A 15,913-nucleotide genomic window follows, 5' to 3' on the forward strand; every position below is an offset into this window, starting at 1 on the left:
CAACGGAGGGAAGGCATGAGCCAAGAAGTCTTTGGTTTTCTCCTGCTGACCTGCCTGCTGTTCTTCTGTAGTGGAATGGCAGTCTGGGCAAAGTGGCCTGAAATAAAGGGCTACCTCGCTAAGCATAGAGCTCCCCACAAACGTTGACCCTGGCCCTGGCGGCCCCACCCTCGCGGGAGAGAATCCCCGCTGGGGTTCCTCCTGCCTCAGAAACAGGAGGAAAACTCACCCTGAGCACGCTGCCGTGGCAGTCCCTGCTCACTTCAAACCGGAGACATGAGCGAAAGCTCTGTCTGTCATTGTCCAGCCATTGCCGGTTCGGAATGGTAGCGGACTCGTTGTGCGACCAACGATAGCCTAGGGAAACATGCGTCACCGGTAACGGTGGGGTATGAAGCTTTCCCGACAATGTAGCCCCCGTCAGGGTGCGACCTCGCCGCGAGGCGAGGCGTAGATGCTCGGAGCAGTACCGGGTTGAGGCGCTAGGCTGGCTGGTATGGGCAACGCAAGTGAACTGCTGATAAACACCGTAAGGATAACCATGCCCAAACTGCTGTTAGGCATGAACCAAAAGGTGCGAGGTCGGTTATCTCCGTAGGATGTGGGGATACGTCGCCACTACGACCTCCGGTGAAAAGGCAGGCCCTAACCCAGTCGTGTGACAGATAGGGAACGTGGTAAGCCCGTATCGCTGCCCTAGTGGCAGGCTAGCCGCAAGGCGAGCTGTTGGCGGTGCGGGTAGGGGATCGCAGAGAAAGCGAACGCCGGGCTGTAATGGTTCGGATAGGGGTTGGAATATCACCCCACGGGAAACCGGGCAGACTTCTGCGTGGTCTTTCGTCGCATGACCTCTGATTGAACCTGTCTCAATGAACCTCGGGCTCGGCTGTATAGAGCCCAACCTAACCAACCCTGGCGGGATGCGCGCTTCCCGTCAGGGATCGGCGTGTGTCTTCCGCTCGGGATGGTTCAACCATCTTGAGAGGAAAGCAGCATGAAAGAGCTCAGCCAACAGGCCGGGTCTGCGCTTTCCGGCGCCCCGCAGCAGTGGCACGACATCGATTGGTGTCGTGTGCAGCGGAACGTCCGGGGAATGCAGGTGCGGATTGCGAAGGCTTGTCGGGAAGGCGAATGGCGCAGGGTGAAAGCCCTGCAACGGATGCTGACCCGCTCGAAGTCGGCCAGGTATCTGGCTGTACGGAGAGTCACTGAAAACCAGGGCAAGCGCACGGCGGGAGTCGACCGCGTGCTCTGGGATACACCCGACGCCAAATGGAAAGCGGCACAAGGGTTGAAGCAGCGCGGATATCAGCCACGGCCTTTACGGCGTGTGTTCATTCCGAAGACGAATGGAAAGGAACGCCCCCTGGGCATCCCGACCATGACCGACAGAGCCATGCAGGCGTTGTATCTGCTGGCGCTGGCGCCCATCGCGGAAACCACGGGCGATCCGAACAGCTACGGCTTTCGAATCGAACGCTCGACGGCGGATGCGATGGGACAGTTGTTCATCTCCCTATCCAAGAAGGCCTCGGCCCAATGGGTACTGGAGGCGGACATACTGGGCTGTTTCGACCATATCAACCATGACTGGCTGATCGCCAACGTCCCAACGGACAAGGCGATCCTGCGGAAATGGTTGAAGGCTGGTGTGGTTCACAAAGGCCAGCTACAGGCAACGGATGCAGGTACGCCACAGGGTGGGATTATCTCGCCCACCCTGGCGAACATGGTGCTCGACGGCTTGGAATCACAGCTCAAGCAACACCTGGGCGTGACAAGGGCCAAGAAGCTGAAGGTCAACGTGGTGCGTTATGCGGACGACTTCGTGATCACTGGAGACTCCCCGGAGCTTCTGGAAAGCGAGGTCAAACCCTGGGTAGAGCAGTTCCTGGCGGTACGCGGGCTGCGGTTGTCGCCCGAAAAGACGCAGATCGTCCATATCGACCAAGGCTTCGATTTCCTTGGATGGAACTTCCGCAAGTACAACGGGAAGCTCCTGATCAAGCCGAGCAAGAAGAACGTCAAGGCGTTCTATCGCAAGGTGAAGGAAGTCATCGACACCCACAAGACGGCCAGGCAAGAGGATCTGATCCGACTGCTGAACCCGATGCTGCGTGGCTGGGCGCTGTATCACCAGCCCGTAGTCGCCAAACAGGCGTATAGCCGCATGGACTACAGAGTGTTTCTCAAGCTCTGGCGCTGGGCGAAACGGCGACACCCGAACAAGTCGCTGGAATGGATCAGGAAGAAGTATTACCAGACCCAAAGCGAGCAGAACTGGGTGTTTGCCACCACGCTAATGGACGAGTCAGGAGCAAAGCGGGACGTCGGACTGTACTCGCTTGCGAGTACACCGATCGAGCGGCACAAGAAGGTGAGCGGGGAATACAACCCCTTCGATCCTTCCATGGAAGAGATGGGCGAGAAACTGCGGATGGAACGGATGCTGAAGAAGCTGAAGTACCGCGAGCAAATCCTTCGCCTGTTCCAGAGTCAGAAGGGACTGTGCGTGCTTTGCAATCAACCGATTACCAAGGAAACGGGGTGGCACGACCACCACATTATCTACCGCTCACAAGGCGGTGGAGACTCCCTAAATAACCGGGTACTATTGCACCCCATTTGCCACCAGCAGCTCCATGCTCGTGGTTTGACAGTATGCAAGCCGGCCCCTTCGGGGGCGTTGTAAAGGCTTGAGCCGTATGCGCTGAAAGGCGCACGTACGGTTCTTAGGGGGCCCCGATTCCGGCAACGGATTGGGGCCACCCGACTTTCAGCCCATCGAGAGGCGTGCGGCCCCTGGGCCGATAGCGCGCAGGAAGCCCGGAAAAATAAGATGGCAGTAAAATACCCCGCATTCCGTAAAAAATTCCCACTTCTGGTCACTGGCAGCCTTCTTGCCATGCAGCCTGTCGCGGGTCAATTCGCAATAGCTGCCGAGCAGTATGACTGCCAAGCGTCGGCTTCCGGTAGCTGGGCATGCGCGCCAAAAGCCAGCAGTGCTGTTGTGCCTGCACGCCCGGTGCACAGTGGCTCCGCCGTCAGCAGCAGCGCCCCCGCGGACAAGGGCAGTCAGAGCAAAGCCTCTACCGCGACCCTCGTCACGCAAAGCGGTGGTAAGGCCCTGGCCTCGCGCAGCGCCGACTACAGCCACCTGGACTGGGTGCCGCGCGAGCAACTGAGTGCCGCGCAGCTGGCCGAAACAGGCCCTTACTGTGCCGGTGCGTACGTTGAACCGAGTCGTCCGGGCATGGGCGACACAACGCCAATGAGCGAATCGCCGATGTTCGTTTCCGCCAAAGCCTCGCGCTATGAGCAGGAACAACAGGTCGCGACCCTGGCTGGCGATGTGGTCTTGCGCCAATCGAGCCTGCAAGTCGAGGCCGATGAGGCCCGCCTGCTTCAAGCCGAGAATCGCGGCGAGCTGATTGGTAATGTACGCCTGCGTGACGATGGCGCGCTGGTGGTCGGCGACCGTGCCGAACTGCAACTGGATAACGGCGAAGCCAAGATCGATAACGCCGAGTATGTCCTGCATAAAGGCCATGTACGCGGTAGCGCGCTCTACGCCAAACGCGAAGAGACGGCGATTATCCGCCTGAAGGACGGCACCTATACCAGCTGCGAACCCGGCAGCAACGCCTGGCACCTGAAAGGCAACAACGTCACCCTGAATCCCGCCACCGGCTTTGGTACTGCTACCAACGTCACCCTGCGGGTCAAGGATTTCCCGGTGTTCTATACACCGTATATCCACTTCCCCATCGATGATCGGCGCCAGTCCGGCTTCTTGCCGCCGAGCATCAGCAGCTCCGGCGATAACGGCCTGACCCTGCAGACACCCTACTACTTCAATCTGGCGCCGAATTACGACGCCACGCTCTACCCGACCTACATGAGCGACCGCGGCCTGCTCACCGAAGGCGAGTTCCGCTACCTGACCAAGAGTAGCGAAGGTCAGCTGGGCGCAGGCTACATCAGCGACAGCAACGACGACCGCAAGCTGCAATCGGAGTCCAAGCAACAGCGCTGGCTCTATAGCTGGCAGCACAAGCAAGGCCTCGACTCGCGCCTGCTGGCCGAAGTCGATTACACCGACATCAGCGATCCGTACTACTTTCAGGACCTGAGCACCGACCTAGGCATCGATACCACTACCTATGTCAATCAACGCGGCACCCTGACCTACCGTGGTGACAACTACACCGCCCGGTTGAATGCGCACGCTTACGAGCTGGCCACTATCACCGACATCACCCCATACAACCGCCTGCCGCAGATCACCCTGGACGGCGCCCTGCCGTTTCACCCGGGCGGCCTGGACTTCAGCTACGGCAGCGAATTGGTGCGCTTCGATCGCGACCTGCGTTCAGGTCTATTCAGCGATGAAAACGGCATTACAACGCCTTGGTATGACACGAACTTGCAGGGTCTGGCCCGTGCCAATGGCAATCGCCTGCACCTCGAGCCGGCCGTCAGCCTGCCACTGGACTGGAGCTGGGGCTTCATCAAGCCGCAGGTCAAGTTCCTGCAAACCAACTATGACCTGAGCCTCGACCAGCAGGGCAAAAACACTCTGCTGGCCGAGCAGGAATTCAGCTCCAGCCAAAACCGTAGCCTGGCCATGTATAGCGTCGACAGCGGCCTGTACTTCGACCGCGACACCCAATGGTTCGGCAAAGACTTCCGCCAGACCCTGGAGCCACGGTTGTTCTACCTCTATGTACCCGAAGAGGACCAGACCGATATCCCAGTCTTCGACACTGGCGAAAGCACCTTCAGCTACTCGTCGCTGTTCCGCGAGAACCGCTTCTCCGGCAAGGACCGCATCGGTGACGAAAACAAGCTGTCGCTGGGTGTCACTAATCGCTGGATCGAAAGCAACGGCTTCGAACGGCAGCGCTTCAGCATCGGCCAGGCCTTCTACTTCAAGGACCGCAAGGTGCAACTACCGGGTATCGACGCAAATACCCGTGTCGATGCGCAATCATCCGTATCACCCTACGCACTGGAATACCTGTACCGCTTCAACCGCGACTGGCGCCTGTCCGCGGACTTCAACTGGGACCCGGACACCCACCGCACCCGCTCGGGTAGCACCATGTTTCACTACCAGCCGGAAGACAACCCGAACAAGATCATCAACGCTGGCTACCGCTACCGCAACGACACTGTGCGATTCGACCAGACCACCGGTAACTGGGTGGTTGGCGGCGGCGACTTCGGCACACCGGGCACGGCCAACTTCATCAAGGACTACTACAAAGTCAGCCAGCATGACTTCTCGGTGATCTGGCCGATCGTCCCGCAATGGAGTGCAATTTCCCGCTGGCAGTATGATTACGGCCGCAATCGCACCCTTGAAGCCTTCGCTGGCTTCGAGTACGACAGTTGCTGCTGGAAGCTGCGCGTGGTCAACCGTTACTGGATCGACTACGACGAAGTCAGCCTGAACCCCTCGCTCAATGATCAGGCCGACACCGGTATCTTCCTGCAAATCGTCCTCAAAGGCCTGGGCGGCGTGACAGGCAACAAGGTTGAAACCTTCCTCGACCAAGGCATTCAAGGTTATCGTGAACGTGAAGATCAAGCTTTCTGATTGTCTGCGCCCGCTGCTGTTGGGCGCAGTTTTTCTGGGTGCCGCGGCGCAGGCCGAGGTACAACCACTCAACCGTGTCGTGGCAATTGTCGACAACGACGTGATCATGCAGAGCCAACTGGATGCACGCGTTCGTGAGGTACAGCAAACCATCGCCAAGCGTGGCGCGGCCCTGCCGCCTGCGAACGTGCTGGACCAGCAAGTACTGGAACGCCTGATCATCGAGAACATTCAGCTGCAGATCGGCGACCGTTCCGGCATTCGCATCACCGATGAAGAACTCAACCAGGCGATCGGCACCATCGCCCAGCGCAATGGCATGAGCATCGAGCAATTCCGTGCTGCCCTGGCAAAAGACGGTTTGTCCTTTGCCGACGCCCGCGACCAGGTCCGTCGCGAGATGATCATCAGCCGAGTGCGCCAGCGCCGTGTGGCCGAACGCATTCAGGTGAGCGATCAGGAAGTGCAGAACTTCCTCGCCTCCGACCTTGGCAAACTGCAACTGTCGGAAGAGTTCCGCCTGGCGAACATCCTCATTGCAGTTCCTGAAGGGGCGTCCCCGGAGACTATCCAAGCGGCTGATCGCCAGGCGCAGGAACTCTATCAGCAGCTGCAACAAGGTGCCGACTTCGCCCAACTGGCGATCGCTCGCTCGGCCAGCGAAACCGCACTGGAAGGTGGCGAGATGGGCTGGCGCAAGGCCGCTCAACTGCCACCGCCCTTCGACGCCATGATCGGCGCCCTGTCAGTCGGCGAGGTCACCGAGCCGATGCGCACACCGGGCGGTTTCATCATGCTCAAGCTGCTGGAAAAGCGCGGTGGCGGCGGCAACCAGGTGCGTGACGAGGTCAATGTTCGTCACATCCTGATCAAGCCCAGTGAAATACGCAGCGAAGCCGAAACCAAACGCCTGGTTGAACGCCTTCACCAGCGGATAAAGGCTGGGGAAGACTTCGCCGAACTGGCGAAAAGCTTTTCGGAAGACCCAGGCTCCGCGCTCAATGGCGGCCTGCTCAGCTGGATCGACCCGAACGCACTGGTTCCGGAGTTCCGCGAGGTGATGAACAGCACCCCCAGCGGCGAGCTCTCCAAACCGTTCAAGACCACCTACGGCTGGCACGTACTGCAAGTCATGGGCCGTCGCGCCACTGACAGCAGCGAACAGTTCCGCGAGCAGCAAGCGATGAACCTGCTGCGCAACCGCAAATACGACGAGGAACTGCAAGCCTGGCTGCGGCAGATCCGCGACGAAGCCTACGTCGAAAGCAAACTCTGAGCCTGCCCCGCTGAACCCGAGCCCGGTGCCTGCAAGTAGCAGCACCGGGCTTTTCCGTTCTGGGCCGAGTACAGCATAAGATAGCGCTCAGCCCCACATTAATACCCGCCCAGATAGGGCGCTCGAGAACTCGCCATGACTGCACAGCCTCTTTTCGCACTGACCCCCGGCGAGCCGGCAGGCATAGGCCCCGACTTGTGCCTGCTGCTCGCTCAACAGGCTCAACCCCATCCGCTAGTGGCCGTCGCCAGCCGTGACCTGCTCGCCGAGCGCGCCACACAATTGGGCGTGGCGATTGAGCTGATCCCGGCCGGCCCCGGGGCCTGGCCGCATCAGTCAAGCCCTGCAGGTAGTCTTTATGTGTGGGATACGCCGCTGGCCGCACCAGTCGCTGCCGGAGAGCTGAATCAGGCCAACGCCGCCTACGTCCTGGAAACCCTGACCCGCGCCGCCCAAGGCTGTCTGGATGGGCATTTCGCCGGAATGATCACTGCACCGGTGCATAAGGGCGTGATCAACGACGCCGGCATCGCCTTCTCCGGGCACACCGAGTTTCTCGCCGATCTCACGCGCAGCGAACAAGTGGTGATGATGCTCGCCACCCGCGGCCTGCGCGTGGCCCTGGTGACCACCCATCTGCCGCTCAAGGATGTCGCCGCGGCGATCACCGCCGAGCGCCTGGCCCGCGTGACCCGCATCCTGCATGCCGACCTGCGCGAAAAGTTCGGCATCGACCAACCGCGCATTCTGGTCTGCGGCCTCAACCCGCATGCAGGAGAAGGCGGCCATCTGGGCCGGGAAGAAATCGAGATCATCGAACCGACGCTAGACTTGTTGCGCAGCGAAGGCATCAACTTGATCGGCCCGCTACCGGCTGACACCCTGTTTACCCCGAAGCACCTCGAGCACTGCGACGCGGTGCTGGCCATGTATCACGACCAAGGGCTGCCGGTGCTCAAATTCAAGGGCTTCGGCGCTGCGGTCAACGTCACCCTGGGCCTGCCGATCATCCGCACTTCCGTCGACCATGGCACCGCCCTCGATCTGGCAGGTAGCGGCAAGGTCGACAGCGGCAGCCTGCAAGTCGCCCTGGAAACCGCCTACGCGATGGCCGCCAGCCAAGCCCAGCAGAACTGACGTGTCAGGCCAGCGCACGCTGGCCGCCCTCTAGCAGGCCGTTGAAAAACTACTGCGCTAGGCTATGCAGCGTTGAAATCGGCCTCAAAATGCTCATTTACAACACGTAAACTGCGCTTTTTCGGCCGATTTAACCTTGCCTAGCCGTCGCTCGCTACATTTTTCAACGGCCTGCTAGCCCTGCGCCTAAAGGCGGATGGAAAAACACCATCCACCCCCCGCCCTGTTAAACTGCCGCACTTTGCATTCGCTTTAAGCTCGCGGCTTGAAGCTTGGAGCCGTTTGAATGTCCGAAACCTACCAACACCGTGCCCGTAAGCGCTTCGGTCAGAATTTTTTGCACGACGCCGGGGTTATCCACCGCATCCTGCGCGCCATTCATGCCCGCGAAGGCGAGCATTTGCTGGAAATCGGCCCGGGCCAGGGTGCATTGACTGAAGGCCTGCTCGGCAGCGGCGCAAAACTCGATGTTGTCGAACTGGATCGAGACCTGATCCCGATCCTCAACGCTAAATTCGCCACAGAGCCGCGCTTTCAGTTGCATCAGGGCGACGCGCTGAAGTTCGACTTCAACCGTCTGGGCGCAGAGCCCCGCAGTCTGCGAGTGGTCGGCAACCTGCCGTACAACATTTCCACACCATTGATCTTCCACCTGCTGAGCAATGCCGCGCTGATCCACGACATGCACTTCATGCTGCAGAAAGAAGTGGTCGAGCGCCTGGCAGCCGAGCCCGGTGGTGGCGACTGGGGCCGCCTGTCGATCATGGTGCAGTACCACTGCCGGGTAGAGCATCTGTTCAATGTCGGCCCAGGTGCGTTCAACCCACCACCTAAAGTCGATTCGGCGATCGTGCGCCTGGTGCCACACGAGATACTGCCGCATCCGGCCAAGGATCATCACCTGCTCGAACGCGTGGTACGAGAAGCCTTCAACCAGCGGCGCAAGACTCTGCGCAACACGCTCAAAGCCCTACTGCCCGCAGCAGCGATCGAAGCTGCCGGCGTGGATGGCAGTCTACGTCCCGAGCAACTGGATCTGGCTGCCTTCGTGCGTCTGGCCGATCAACTGGCCGAGCACCTGAGCATCACAGCCACGCCTGACAGCCGCTAAACTGCCTGTTCAGCATACCGAGTCCCAGCACATGCCCGATCCTCGTTATCAGGTCGACGTCAGCGTCGCCACTCGCTACCTGCCGGAGCAATCACAGCCGGAGCAGAACCGTTTTGCATTTGCCTATACCGTGACCATCGTCAATAGCGGTGAACTATCGGCCAAGCTTCTCTCACGCCACTGGCTGATCACCGATGGCGACGGCCGCGTGCAAGAAGTGCGTGGCGCCGGCGTGGTGGGGCAACAGCCACTGATCGAGCCTGGCGACAGTCATACCTATAGCAGTGGCACGCTGATCGCCACTCATGTCGGCACCATGCAGGGCAGTTATCAAATGCTGGCCGAAGACGGTAAACGCTTCGACGCCGACATCGCGCCCTTCCGCCTGGCAGTACCGGGCTCGTTGCACTGATGGCCACTTACGCGGTTGGCGACCTGCAAGGCTGCCTCAGCCCTCTCCAGTGCCTCTTGCAACGCGTGGCATTCGACCCCGGCACAGATCGTCTGTGGCTGGTCGGCGACCTGGTCAACCGTGGCCCGCAGTCGCTGGAAACCCTGCGCTTTCTCTACCGCATGCGCGACGCCGTGACCTGCGTACTGGGCAACCACGACCTGCATCTTCTGGCCGTCGCACAGAATATTGAACGCCTGAAAAAGGCCGATACCTTACGCGAAATTCTCGACGCACCCGATCGCGACGAACTGCTCGACTGGCTGCGCCGACAGAAGCTGCTGCATTACGACGCCGAGCGTGACATCGCCCTGGTGCATGCCGGGATTCCCCCCCAATGGACCCTGGAAAAAGCCCTCAAACGCGCGAGCGAGGTCGAGGAAGCGCTGCGCGACGATGCCCGTTTCCCACTGTTTCTCGACGGCATGTACGGCAACGAACCCGCCCGCTGGGACAAGGAGTTGCATGGCGTCCCGCGGCTGCGGGTGATCACCAACTACTTCACCCGCATGCGTTTCTGCAGCGCAGACGGTACCCTGGACCTGAAGAGCAAAGAAGGCGTCGACAGTGCGCCACCTGGCTATACCCCCTGGTTCAGCCATCGCGAGCGCAAGACGCGTGGACAAAAAATCATCTTCGGCCACTGGGCCGCGCTGGAAGGCCAGTGCAATGAACCCGGTCTGTTTGCCCTAGACACAGGCTGTGTGTGGGGCGGTGCCATGACTCTACTGAATATCGATAGCGGCGAGCGACACCGCTATGACTGTAACCAGGAGCACCCATGAGCGACTTCAAACGCATCCCCCCGGAGCAGGCCAAGGCACTGCGCGAACTTGGCGCGGTGGTGGTCGACATCCGCGACCCAGAGAGCTTTGCCAACGGCCACATCGCTGGCTCGCAGCATCTGGACAATCACTCGCTGCACGACTTTATCGCCAAGGCCGATCTCGACCGGCCGCTGATCGTTGCCTGCTACCACGGCAACTCCAGTCAGAGCGCCGCCGCCTACCTGGTCGGCCAAGGTTTCTCTGAGGTCTACAGCCTGGATGGCGGTTTCGAACTGTGGCGTACCACTTATCCCGAAGACTCCACACAAGCGCAGCCCGAATAAATATTTATTTGGGGTCCAAACCGCACCGGCACTGGGCTGCCGCCCTCTCCTGACGAACGGTAATATCTTGTTATCGTTCGCCGCCCCTTGACCTCGCCGATTCCGAACTATCCTTTAGCTCAGGCCATCCAAAACAAGGTAGAGCCGGCCAACCGGCATCCGGGCCATCGGTAAGACCTTTAGGTGTACTGGGGGATATCTCTCGACTGACTCGTCAGCCGACTACCAGCACCCGCACGACCGATCCCGCGCCGGCTCCTAGCATTGAGCGAGGTGACGTCATGACTATTTTCAGCCACTTCCAGCAGCGCTTCGAAGCGACTCGCCAAGAGGAGTACTCCCTGCAGGAGTATCTCGAGCTGTGCAAGCAGGATCGCAGCGCCTATGCCACCGCTCCAGAACGCCTGCTAATGGCTATCGGCGAGCCGGAACTGCTCGACACCTCGAGCAACTCGCGGCTGTCGCGCATCTTCTCCAACAAAGTCATCCGCCGCTACCCGGCCTTCGCCGACTTCCATGGCATGGAAGAATGCATCGACCAGATCGTCTCCTACTTCCGCCATGCCGCCCAAGGCCTGGAGGAGAAGAAGCAAATCCTCTACCTGCTCGGCCCGGTGGGCGGCGGTAAATCGTCGCTGGCGGAAAAACTCAAGCAACTGATGGAGAAAGTGCCCTTCTATGCGATCAAGGGCTCACCGGTGTTCGAGTCGCCACTCGGTTTGTTCAACGCAACCGAGGACGGCGCCATCCTGGAGGAGGACTACGGCATTCCGCAGCGTTTCCTCAACAGCATCATGTCGCCCTGGGCGACCAAGCGCCTGGCAGAGTTCGGCGGCGACATCAGCCAGTTCCGCGTGGTCAAGCTGTACCCTTCGATCCTCAACCAGATCGCCGTGGCCAAGACCGAACCGGGCGACGAGAACAACCAGGACATCTCCGCCCTGGTCGGCAAGGTGGATATCCGCAAACTGGAAGAATTCCCGCAGAACGACGCCGACGCCTACAGCTTTTCCGGGGCCCTGTGCCGAGCCAACCAAGGCCTGATGGAATTCGTCGAAATGTTCAAGGCACCGATCAAGGTGCTGCATCCTCTGCTGACCGCCACCCAGGAAGGCAACTACAACAGCACCGAAGGCCTCGGCGCAATTCCCTACAGCGGTATTCTGCTGGCCCACTCCAACGAGTCGGAATGGCACAACTTCCGCAACAACAAGAACAACGAGGCGTTCATCGACCGTATCTACATCGTCAAGGTGCCGTACTGCCTGCGCGTGACCGATGAAATAAAAATCTACGACAAGCTGCTGTTCAACAGCTCTCTGGCCAGCGCTCATTGCGCCCCGGACACCCTGAAGATGCTCGCCCAGTTCTCAGTGTTGAGCCGGTTGAAGGAGCCGGAAAACTCGAATATCTACTCGAAGATGCGGGTTTACGACGGCGAAAACCTCAAGGACACCGACCCCAAGGCCAAGTCGATCCAGGAGTACCGCGACACTGCCGGGGTCGACGAGGGCATGAACGGCCTGTCGACCCGCTTCGCCTTCAAGATTCTCTCCAAGGTGTTCAACTTCGACCCCCATGAGATTGCTGCCAACCCGGTACACCTGTTGTATGTACTGGAACAGCAAATCGAGCAGGAACAGTTCCCCGCCGAGACGCGCGAACGCTACCTGCGTTTTATCAAGGAGTACCTGGCACCGCGCTACATCGAGTTCATCGGCAAGGAAATCCAGACGGCCTACCTCGAGTCTTACAGCGAGTACGGACAGAACATCTTCGACCGCTACGTGCTGTACGCCGACTTCTGGATTCAGGATCAGGAATACCGCGACCCGGAAACCGGCGAGATACTCAATCGCGTGGCGCTCAACGAGGAACTGGAGAAGATCGAGAAACCGGCCGGGATCAGCAATCCGAAGGATTTCCGCAACGAAATCGTCAACTTCGTCCTGCGCGCCCGCGCCAACAACAATGGCAAGAACCCAACCTGGCTCAGCTACGAGAAGCTGCGCGTAGTGATCGAGAAGAAAATGTTCTCCAACACCGAGGATCTGCTGCCGGTTATCAGCTTCAATGCCAAGGCGAGCAAGGAGGATAAGCAGAAACACAACGACTTCGTCACTCGCATGGTCGAGCGCGGCTACACCGACAAGCAGGTGCGCCTGCTCTCCGAATGGTATCTGCGGGTTCGCAAATCGCAGTAACGCAGCCCCAAGCCATCGGCCTCAAGTTGCAAGTAGGAGAGCCCGCCAACACGCCTCCACTTGCAGCTTGTGGCTTGCAGCTTAAAGCTCCCCGGAGGGGCCTATGAGCCATGTGATCGACCGGCGCCTGAACGGCAAGAACAAGAGCACGGTAAACCGCCAGCGCTTTTTGCGGCGTTACCGTGACCACATCAAGAAAGCGGTGGAGGAGGCGGTCAGTCGCCGCTCCATCACCGACATGGAGCATGGCGAACAGATCAGCATTCCCGGTCGCGACATCGACGAGCCGGTGCTGCACCATGGTCGCGGCGGCAAGCAGACCGTCGTCCATCCAGGCAACAAAGAATTCACCACCGGCGAGCGCATCCCTCGCCCGCAAGGCGGCGGCGCAGGTCAAGGTGCGGGGAAAGCCAGCAACTCCGGCGAAGGCATGGATGAGTTCGTCTTCCAGATTACCCAAGAAGAGTTTCTCGACTTTATGTTCGAGGACCTCGAACTGCCCAACCTGGTCAAACGCCACCTGACCGGCAGCGACACCTTCAAGACCGTGCGCGCCGGCATCAGCAACGAGGGCAATCCGTCACGGATCAATATCATCCGCACCCTGCGCTCGGCCCATGCACGGCGTATTGCCCTGTCCGGGAGCAGCCGCGCCAAACTGAAAGTCGCGCAAGCCGAACTGGAACGCCTCAAGCGCGAGGAACCGGACAACCTAGGCGACATTCAGCAACTGGAAGCTGAAATCAGCAAACTGCACGCGCGCATCAATCGCGTGCCGTTCCTCGACACCTTCGACCTCAAGTACAACCTGCTCGTGAAGCAGCCGAACCCCAGCTCGAAAGCCGTGATGTTCTGCCTGATGGACGTTTCCGGCTCGATGACCCAGTCAACCAAGGACATTGCCAAACGCTTCTTCATCCTGCTGTACCTGTTCCTCAAGCGTAATTACGACAAGATCGAAGTGGTGTTCATTCGCCACCACACCAGCGCCAAAGAGGTGGACGAGGAAGAGTTCTTCTACTCCCGCGAGACCGGCGGCACCATCGTCTCCAGTGCACTCAAGCTGATGCAGGAGATCATGGCCGAGCGCTATCCCATCAATGAGTGGAATATCTATGCGGCCCAGGCGTCGGACGGCGACAACTGGAACGATGATTCACCGATCTGTCGGGATATATTGATCAAACAGATCATGCCGTTCGTGCAGTATTTCACCTACGTCGAGATCACCCCGCGCGAGCACCAGGCGCTGTGGTTCGAATACGAGCAGGTCTGCGAAGCGTTCGTCGACACCTTCGCTCAACAGCAGCTGGTCTCGGCGACGGATATTTACCCAGTGTTCCGCGAACTGTTCCAGCGGAGGCTCGAAACATGACGGCATATGACGGCGCTGTGCGCAAAAAGAAAGGTCAACCGATTTCCACCGGCTCGGAATGGACCTTCGAGCTGATCCGCGCCTACGACCGAGAGATCAGCCGGATCGCCGAAGGCTATGCGCTGGACACCTACCCGAACCAGATCGAAGTCATCACCGCCGAGCAGATGATGGATGCCTACGCCTCGGTCGGCATGCCACTGGGCTACCACCACTGGTCCTACGGCAAACAGTTCCTCAGTACCGAGAAGAACTACAAGCGCGGCCAGATGGGCCTGGCCTACGAGATCGTGATCAACTCCGACCCCTGCATCGCCTACCTGATGGAAGAAAACACCATGTGCATGCAGGCCCTGGTGGTGGCCCACGCCTGTTACGGTCACAACAGTTTCTTCAAGGGCAACTATCTGTTCCGCACCTGGACCGACGCCAGCTCGATTGTCGATTATCTGGTGTTCGCCAAGCAGTACATCATGCAGTGCGAGGAACGTCATGGCATCGACGCCGTGGAGGACCTGCTGGATTCCTGCCACGCCCTGATGAACTACGGTGTCGATCGCTACAAGCGCCCTTACCCGATCTCAGCCGAAGAAGAGCGGCGCCGGCAGAAAGATCGCGAAGAACACCTGCAAAAGCAGATCAACGACCTCTGGCGAACCATCCCCAAAGGAGCGGACAAAAGCGACGACAAAGACAACAAGCGCTTCCCCGCCGAGCCCCAGGAAAACATCCTGTACTTCCTGGAAAAGCACGCACCGCTGCTGGAGCCCTGGCAGCGCGAGGTGATCCGCATCGTGCGCAAGATCGCCCAATATTTCTATCCGCAGCGCCAGACCCAGGTAATGAACGAAGGCTGGGCGACTTTCTGGCACTACACCCTGATGAACGACCTGTATGACGAAGGCCTGGTCACCGAAGGCTTTATCATGGAGTTCCTGCAGTCGCACACCAGCGTGATCTACCAACCACCGTTCGACAGCCCTTATTACAGCGGCATCAACCCCTACACCCTGGGTTTTGCCATGTACCGCGACATCCGCAGGATCTGTGAGGCGCCAACCGATGAAGACAGGCGTTGGTTCCCCGATATCGCCGGCAGCGATTGGCTGAGCACCCTGAAATTTGCCATGAAGAGCTTCAAGGACGAGAGTTTCATCCTGCAGTACCTGTCCCCCAAGGTGATTCGCGACCTCAAGCTGTTCAGCATCATGGACGACGACCAGAAGGATGAACTGCTGGTCTCCGCTATCCACGACGATCCGGGTTATCAGATCATCCGCGAAACCCTTGCCGCTCAGTACAACCTCGGCAACCGCGAACCCAACGTGCAAATCTGGAGCATCGATCGACGCGGCGACCGCTCGCTGACCCTGCGCCATCAACAGCATGATCGCAAGCCGCTAGGCAGCTCGACCGAAGAGGTGCTGAAGCACCTGCACCGTCTGTGGGGCTTCGATATCCACCTGGAAACACTGCAAGGCGACAAACTGATCAACACCCAGCACGTACCGCCCAAAGGCGATCCTGAACATGACAGCGATCACCCACGACTGGACCTGATCATTCCCCCCATCTGATCGGCTGCCCCCGCCGCGCCTGTCCGTATCACAGCAGCCTGGCTGCGACTGCTGTGATACGCCCATTGC

13 protein-coding genes are annotated in these 15,913 nt (G+C 59.5%); 12 read left to right on the top strand and 1 reads right to left on the bottom strand.

Going from position 1 to position 15,913, the window contains the following annotated elements; genetic code table 11:
* Window positions 1-15 precede the first annotated feature (15 nt).
* A complete protein-coding gene (locus tag TMS3_RS25735) occupies window positions 16-147 on the top strand; it encodes a hypothetical protein (protein WP_268787740.1) in 132 nt (43 codons plus the stop codon).
* Between the two features lie 847 nt (window positions 148-994).
* The gene (ltrA, locus tag TMS3_RS00140) at window positions 995-2,692 is read left to right on the top strand and encodes a group II intron reverse transcriptase/maturase (protein ID WP_025163205.1); all 1,698 of its coding nucleotides are present in this window, start codon (window positions 995-997) and stop codon (window positions 2,690-2,692) included.
* 84 nt (window positions 2,693-2,776) lie between these two features.
* Here ltrA and TMS3_RS25530 read toward each other — a convergent pair whose 3' ends face one another.
* Window positions 2,777-2,959 carry a hypothetical protein gene (locus tag TMS3_RS25530; RefSeq protein WP_235576628.1) on the bottom strand — a complete coding sequence of 61 codons (183 nt, stop codon included), beginning with the start codon at window positions 2,957-2,959 and terminating at the stop codon, window positions 2,777-2,779.
* A 51-nt stretch (window positions 2,960-3,010) separates the two neighbouring features.
* Between TMS3_RS25530 and TMS3_RS00145 the strand changes: the two genes are divergently transcribed.
* The 10 genes from TMS3_RS00145 (at window position 3,011) to TMS3_RS00190 (ending at window position 15,844) form a co-directional block, all read left to right on the top strand.
* Window positions 3,011-5,602 carry an LPS-assembly protein LptD gene (locus TMS3_RS00145; protein ID WP_407691592.1) on the top strand — a complete coding sequence of 864 codons (2,592 nt, stop codon included), beginning with the start codon at window positions 3,011-3,013 and terminating at the stop codon, window positions 5,600-5,602.
* Complete coding sequence (locus TMS3_RS00150) at window positions 5,583-6,878, top strand: peptidylprolyl isomerase (protein ID WP_025163207.1); 1,296 nt, start codon at window positions 5,583-5,585, stop codon at window positions 6,876-6,878. Before TMS3_RS00145 ends, TMS3_RS00150 begins: the two co-directional genes overlap by 20 nt.
* A gap of 135 nt (window positions 6,879-7,013) precedes the next feature.
* Window positions 7,014-8,015 carry a 4-hydroxythreonine-4-phosphate dehydrogenase PdxA gene (gene pdxA, locus TMS3_RS00155; protein WP_025163208.1) on the top strand — a complete coding sequence of 334 codons (1,002 nt, stop codon included), beginning with the start codon at window positions 7,014-7,016 and terminating at the stop codon, window positions 8,013-8,015.
* Between the two features lie 286 nt (window positions 8,016-8,301).
* Entirely contained in the window at window positions 8,302-9,126 is an 825-nt protein-coding gene (rsmA, locus tag TMS3_RS00160; RefSeq protein ID WP_025163209.1) for a 16S rRNA (adenine(1518)-N(6)/adenine(1519)-N(6))-dimethyltransferase RsmA, read from the top strand.
* 31 nt (window positions 9,127-9,157) lie between these two features.
* Complete coding sequence (apaG, locus tag TMS3_RS00165; protein WP_025163210.1) at window positions 9,158-9,538, top strand: Co2+/Mg2+ efflux protein ApaG; 381 nt, start codon at window positions 9,158-9,160, stop codon at window positions 9,536-9,538.
* Window positions 9,538-10,362 carry a symmetrical bis(5'-nucleosyl)-tetraphosphatase gene (locus TMS3_RS00170; protein WP_025163211.1) on the top strand — a complete coding sequence of 275 codons (825 nt, stop codon included), beginning with the start codon at window positions 9,538-9,540 and terminating at the stop codon, window positions 10,360-10,362. Before apaG ends, TMS3_RS00170 begins: the two co-directional genes overlap by 1 nt.
* A complete protein-coding gene (glpE, locus tag TMS3_RS00175) occupies window positions 10,359-10,688 on the top strand; it encodes a thiosulfate sulfurtransferase GlpE (protein ID WP_025163212.1) in 330 nt (109 codons plus the stop codon). Before TMS3_RS00170 ends, glpE begins: the two co-directional genes overlap by 4 nt.
* A gap of 281 nt (window positions 10,689-10,969) precedes the next feature.
* On the top strand, window positions 10,970-12,892 hold the full coding sequence (locus tag TMS3_RS00180) for a PrkA family serine protein kinase (RefSeq protein ID WP_025163213.1): 1,923 nt from the start codon (window positions 10,970-10,972) through the stop codon (window positions 12,890-12,892).
* Window positions 12,893-12,995: 103 nt separating this feature from the next.
* A complete protein-coding gene (locus TMS3_RS00185) occupies window positions 12,996-14,267 on the top strand; it encodes a YeaH/YhbH family protein (protein WP_025163214.1) in 1,272 nt (423 codons plus the stop codon).
* A complete protein-coding gene (locus TMS3_RS00190) occupies window positions 14,264-15,844 on the top strand; it encodes a SpoVR family protein (protein WP_025163215.1) in 1,581 nt (526 codons plus the stop codon). Before TMS3_RS00185 ends, TMS3_RS00190 begins: the two co-directional genes overlap by 4 nt.
* Window positions 15,845-15,913 lie beyond the last annotated feature (69 nt).

Source organism: Pseudomonas taeanensis MS-3, assembly GCF_000498575.2.
GTDB lineage: Bacteria > Pseudomonadota > Gammaproteobacteria > Pseudomonadales > Pseudomonadaceae > Aquipseudomonas > Aquipseudomonas taeanensis.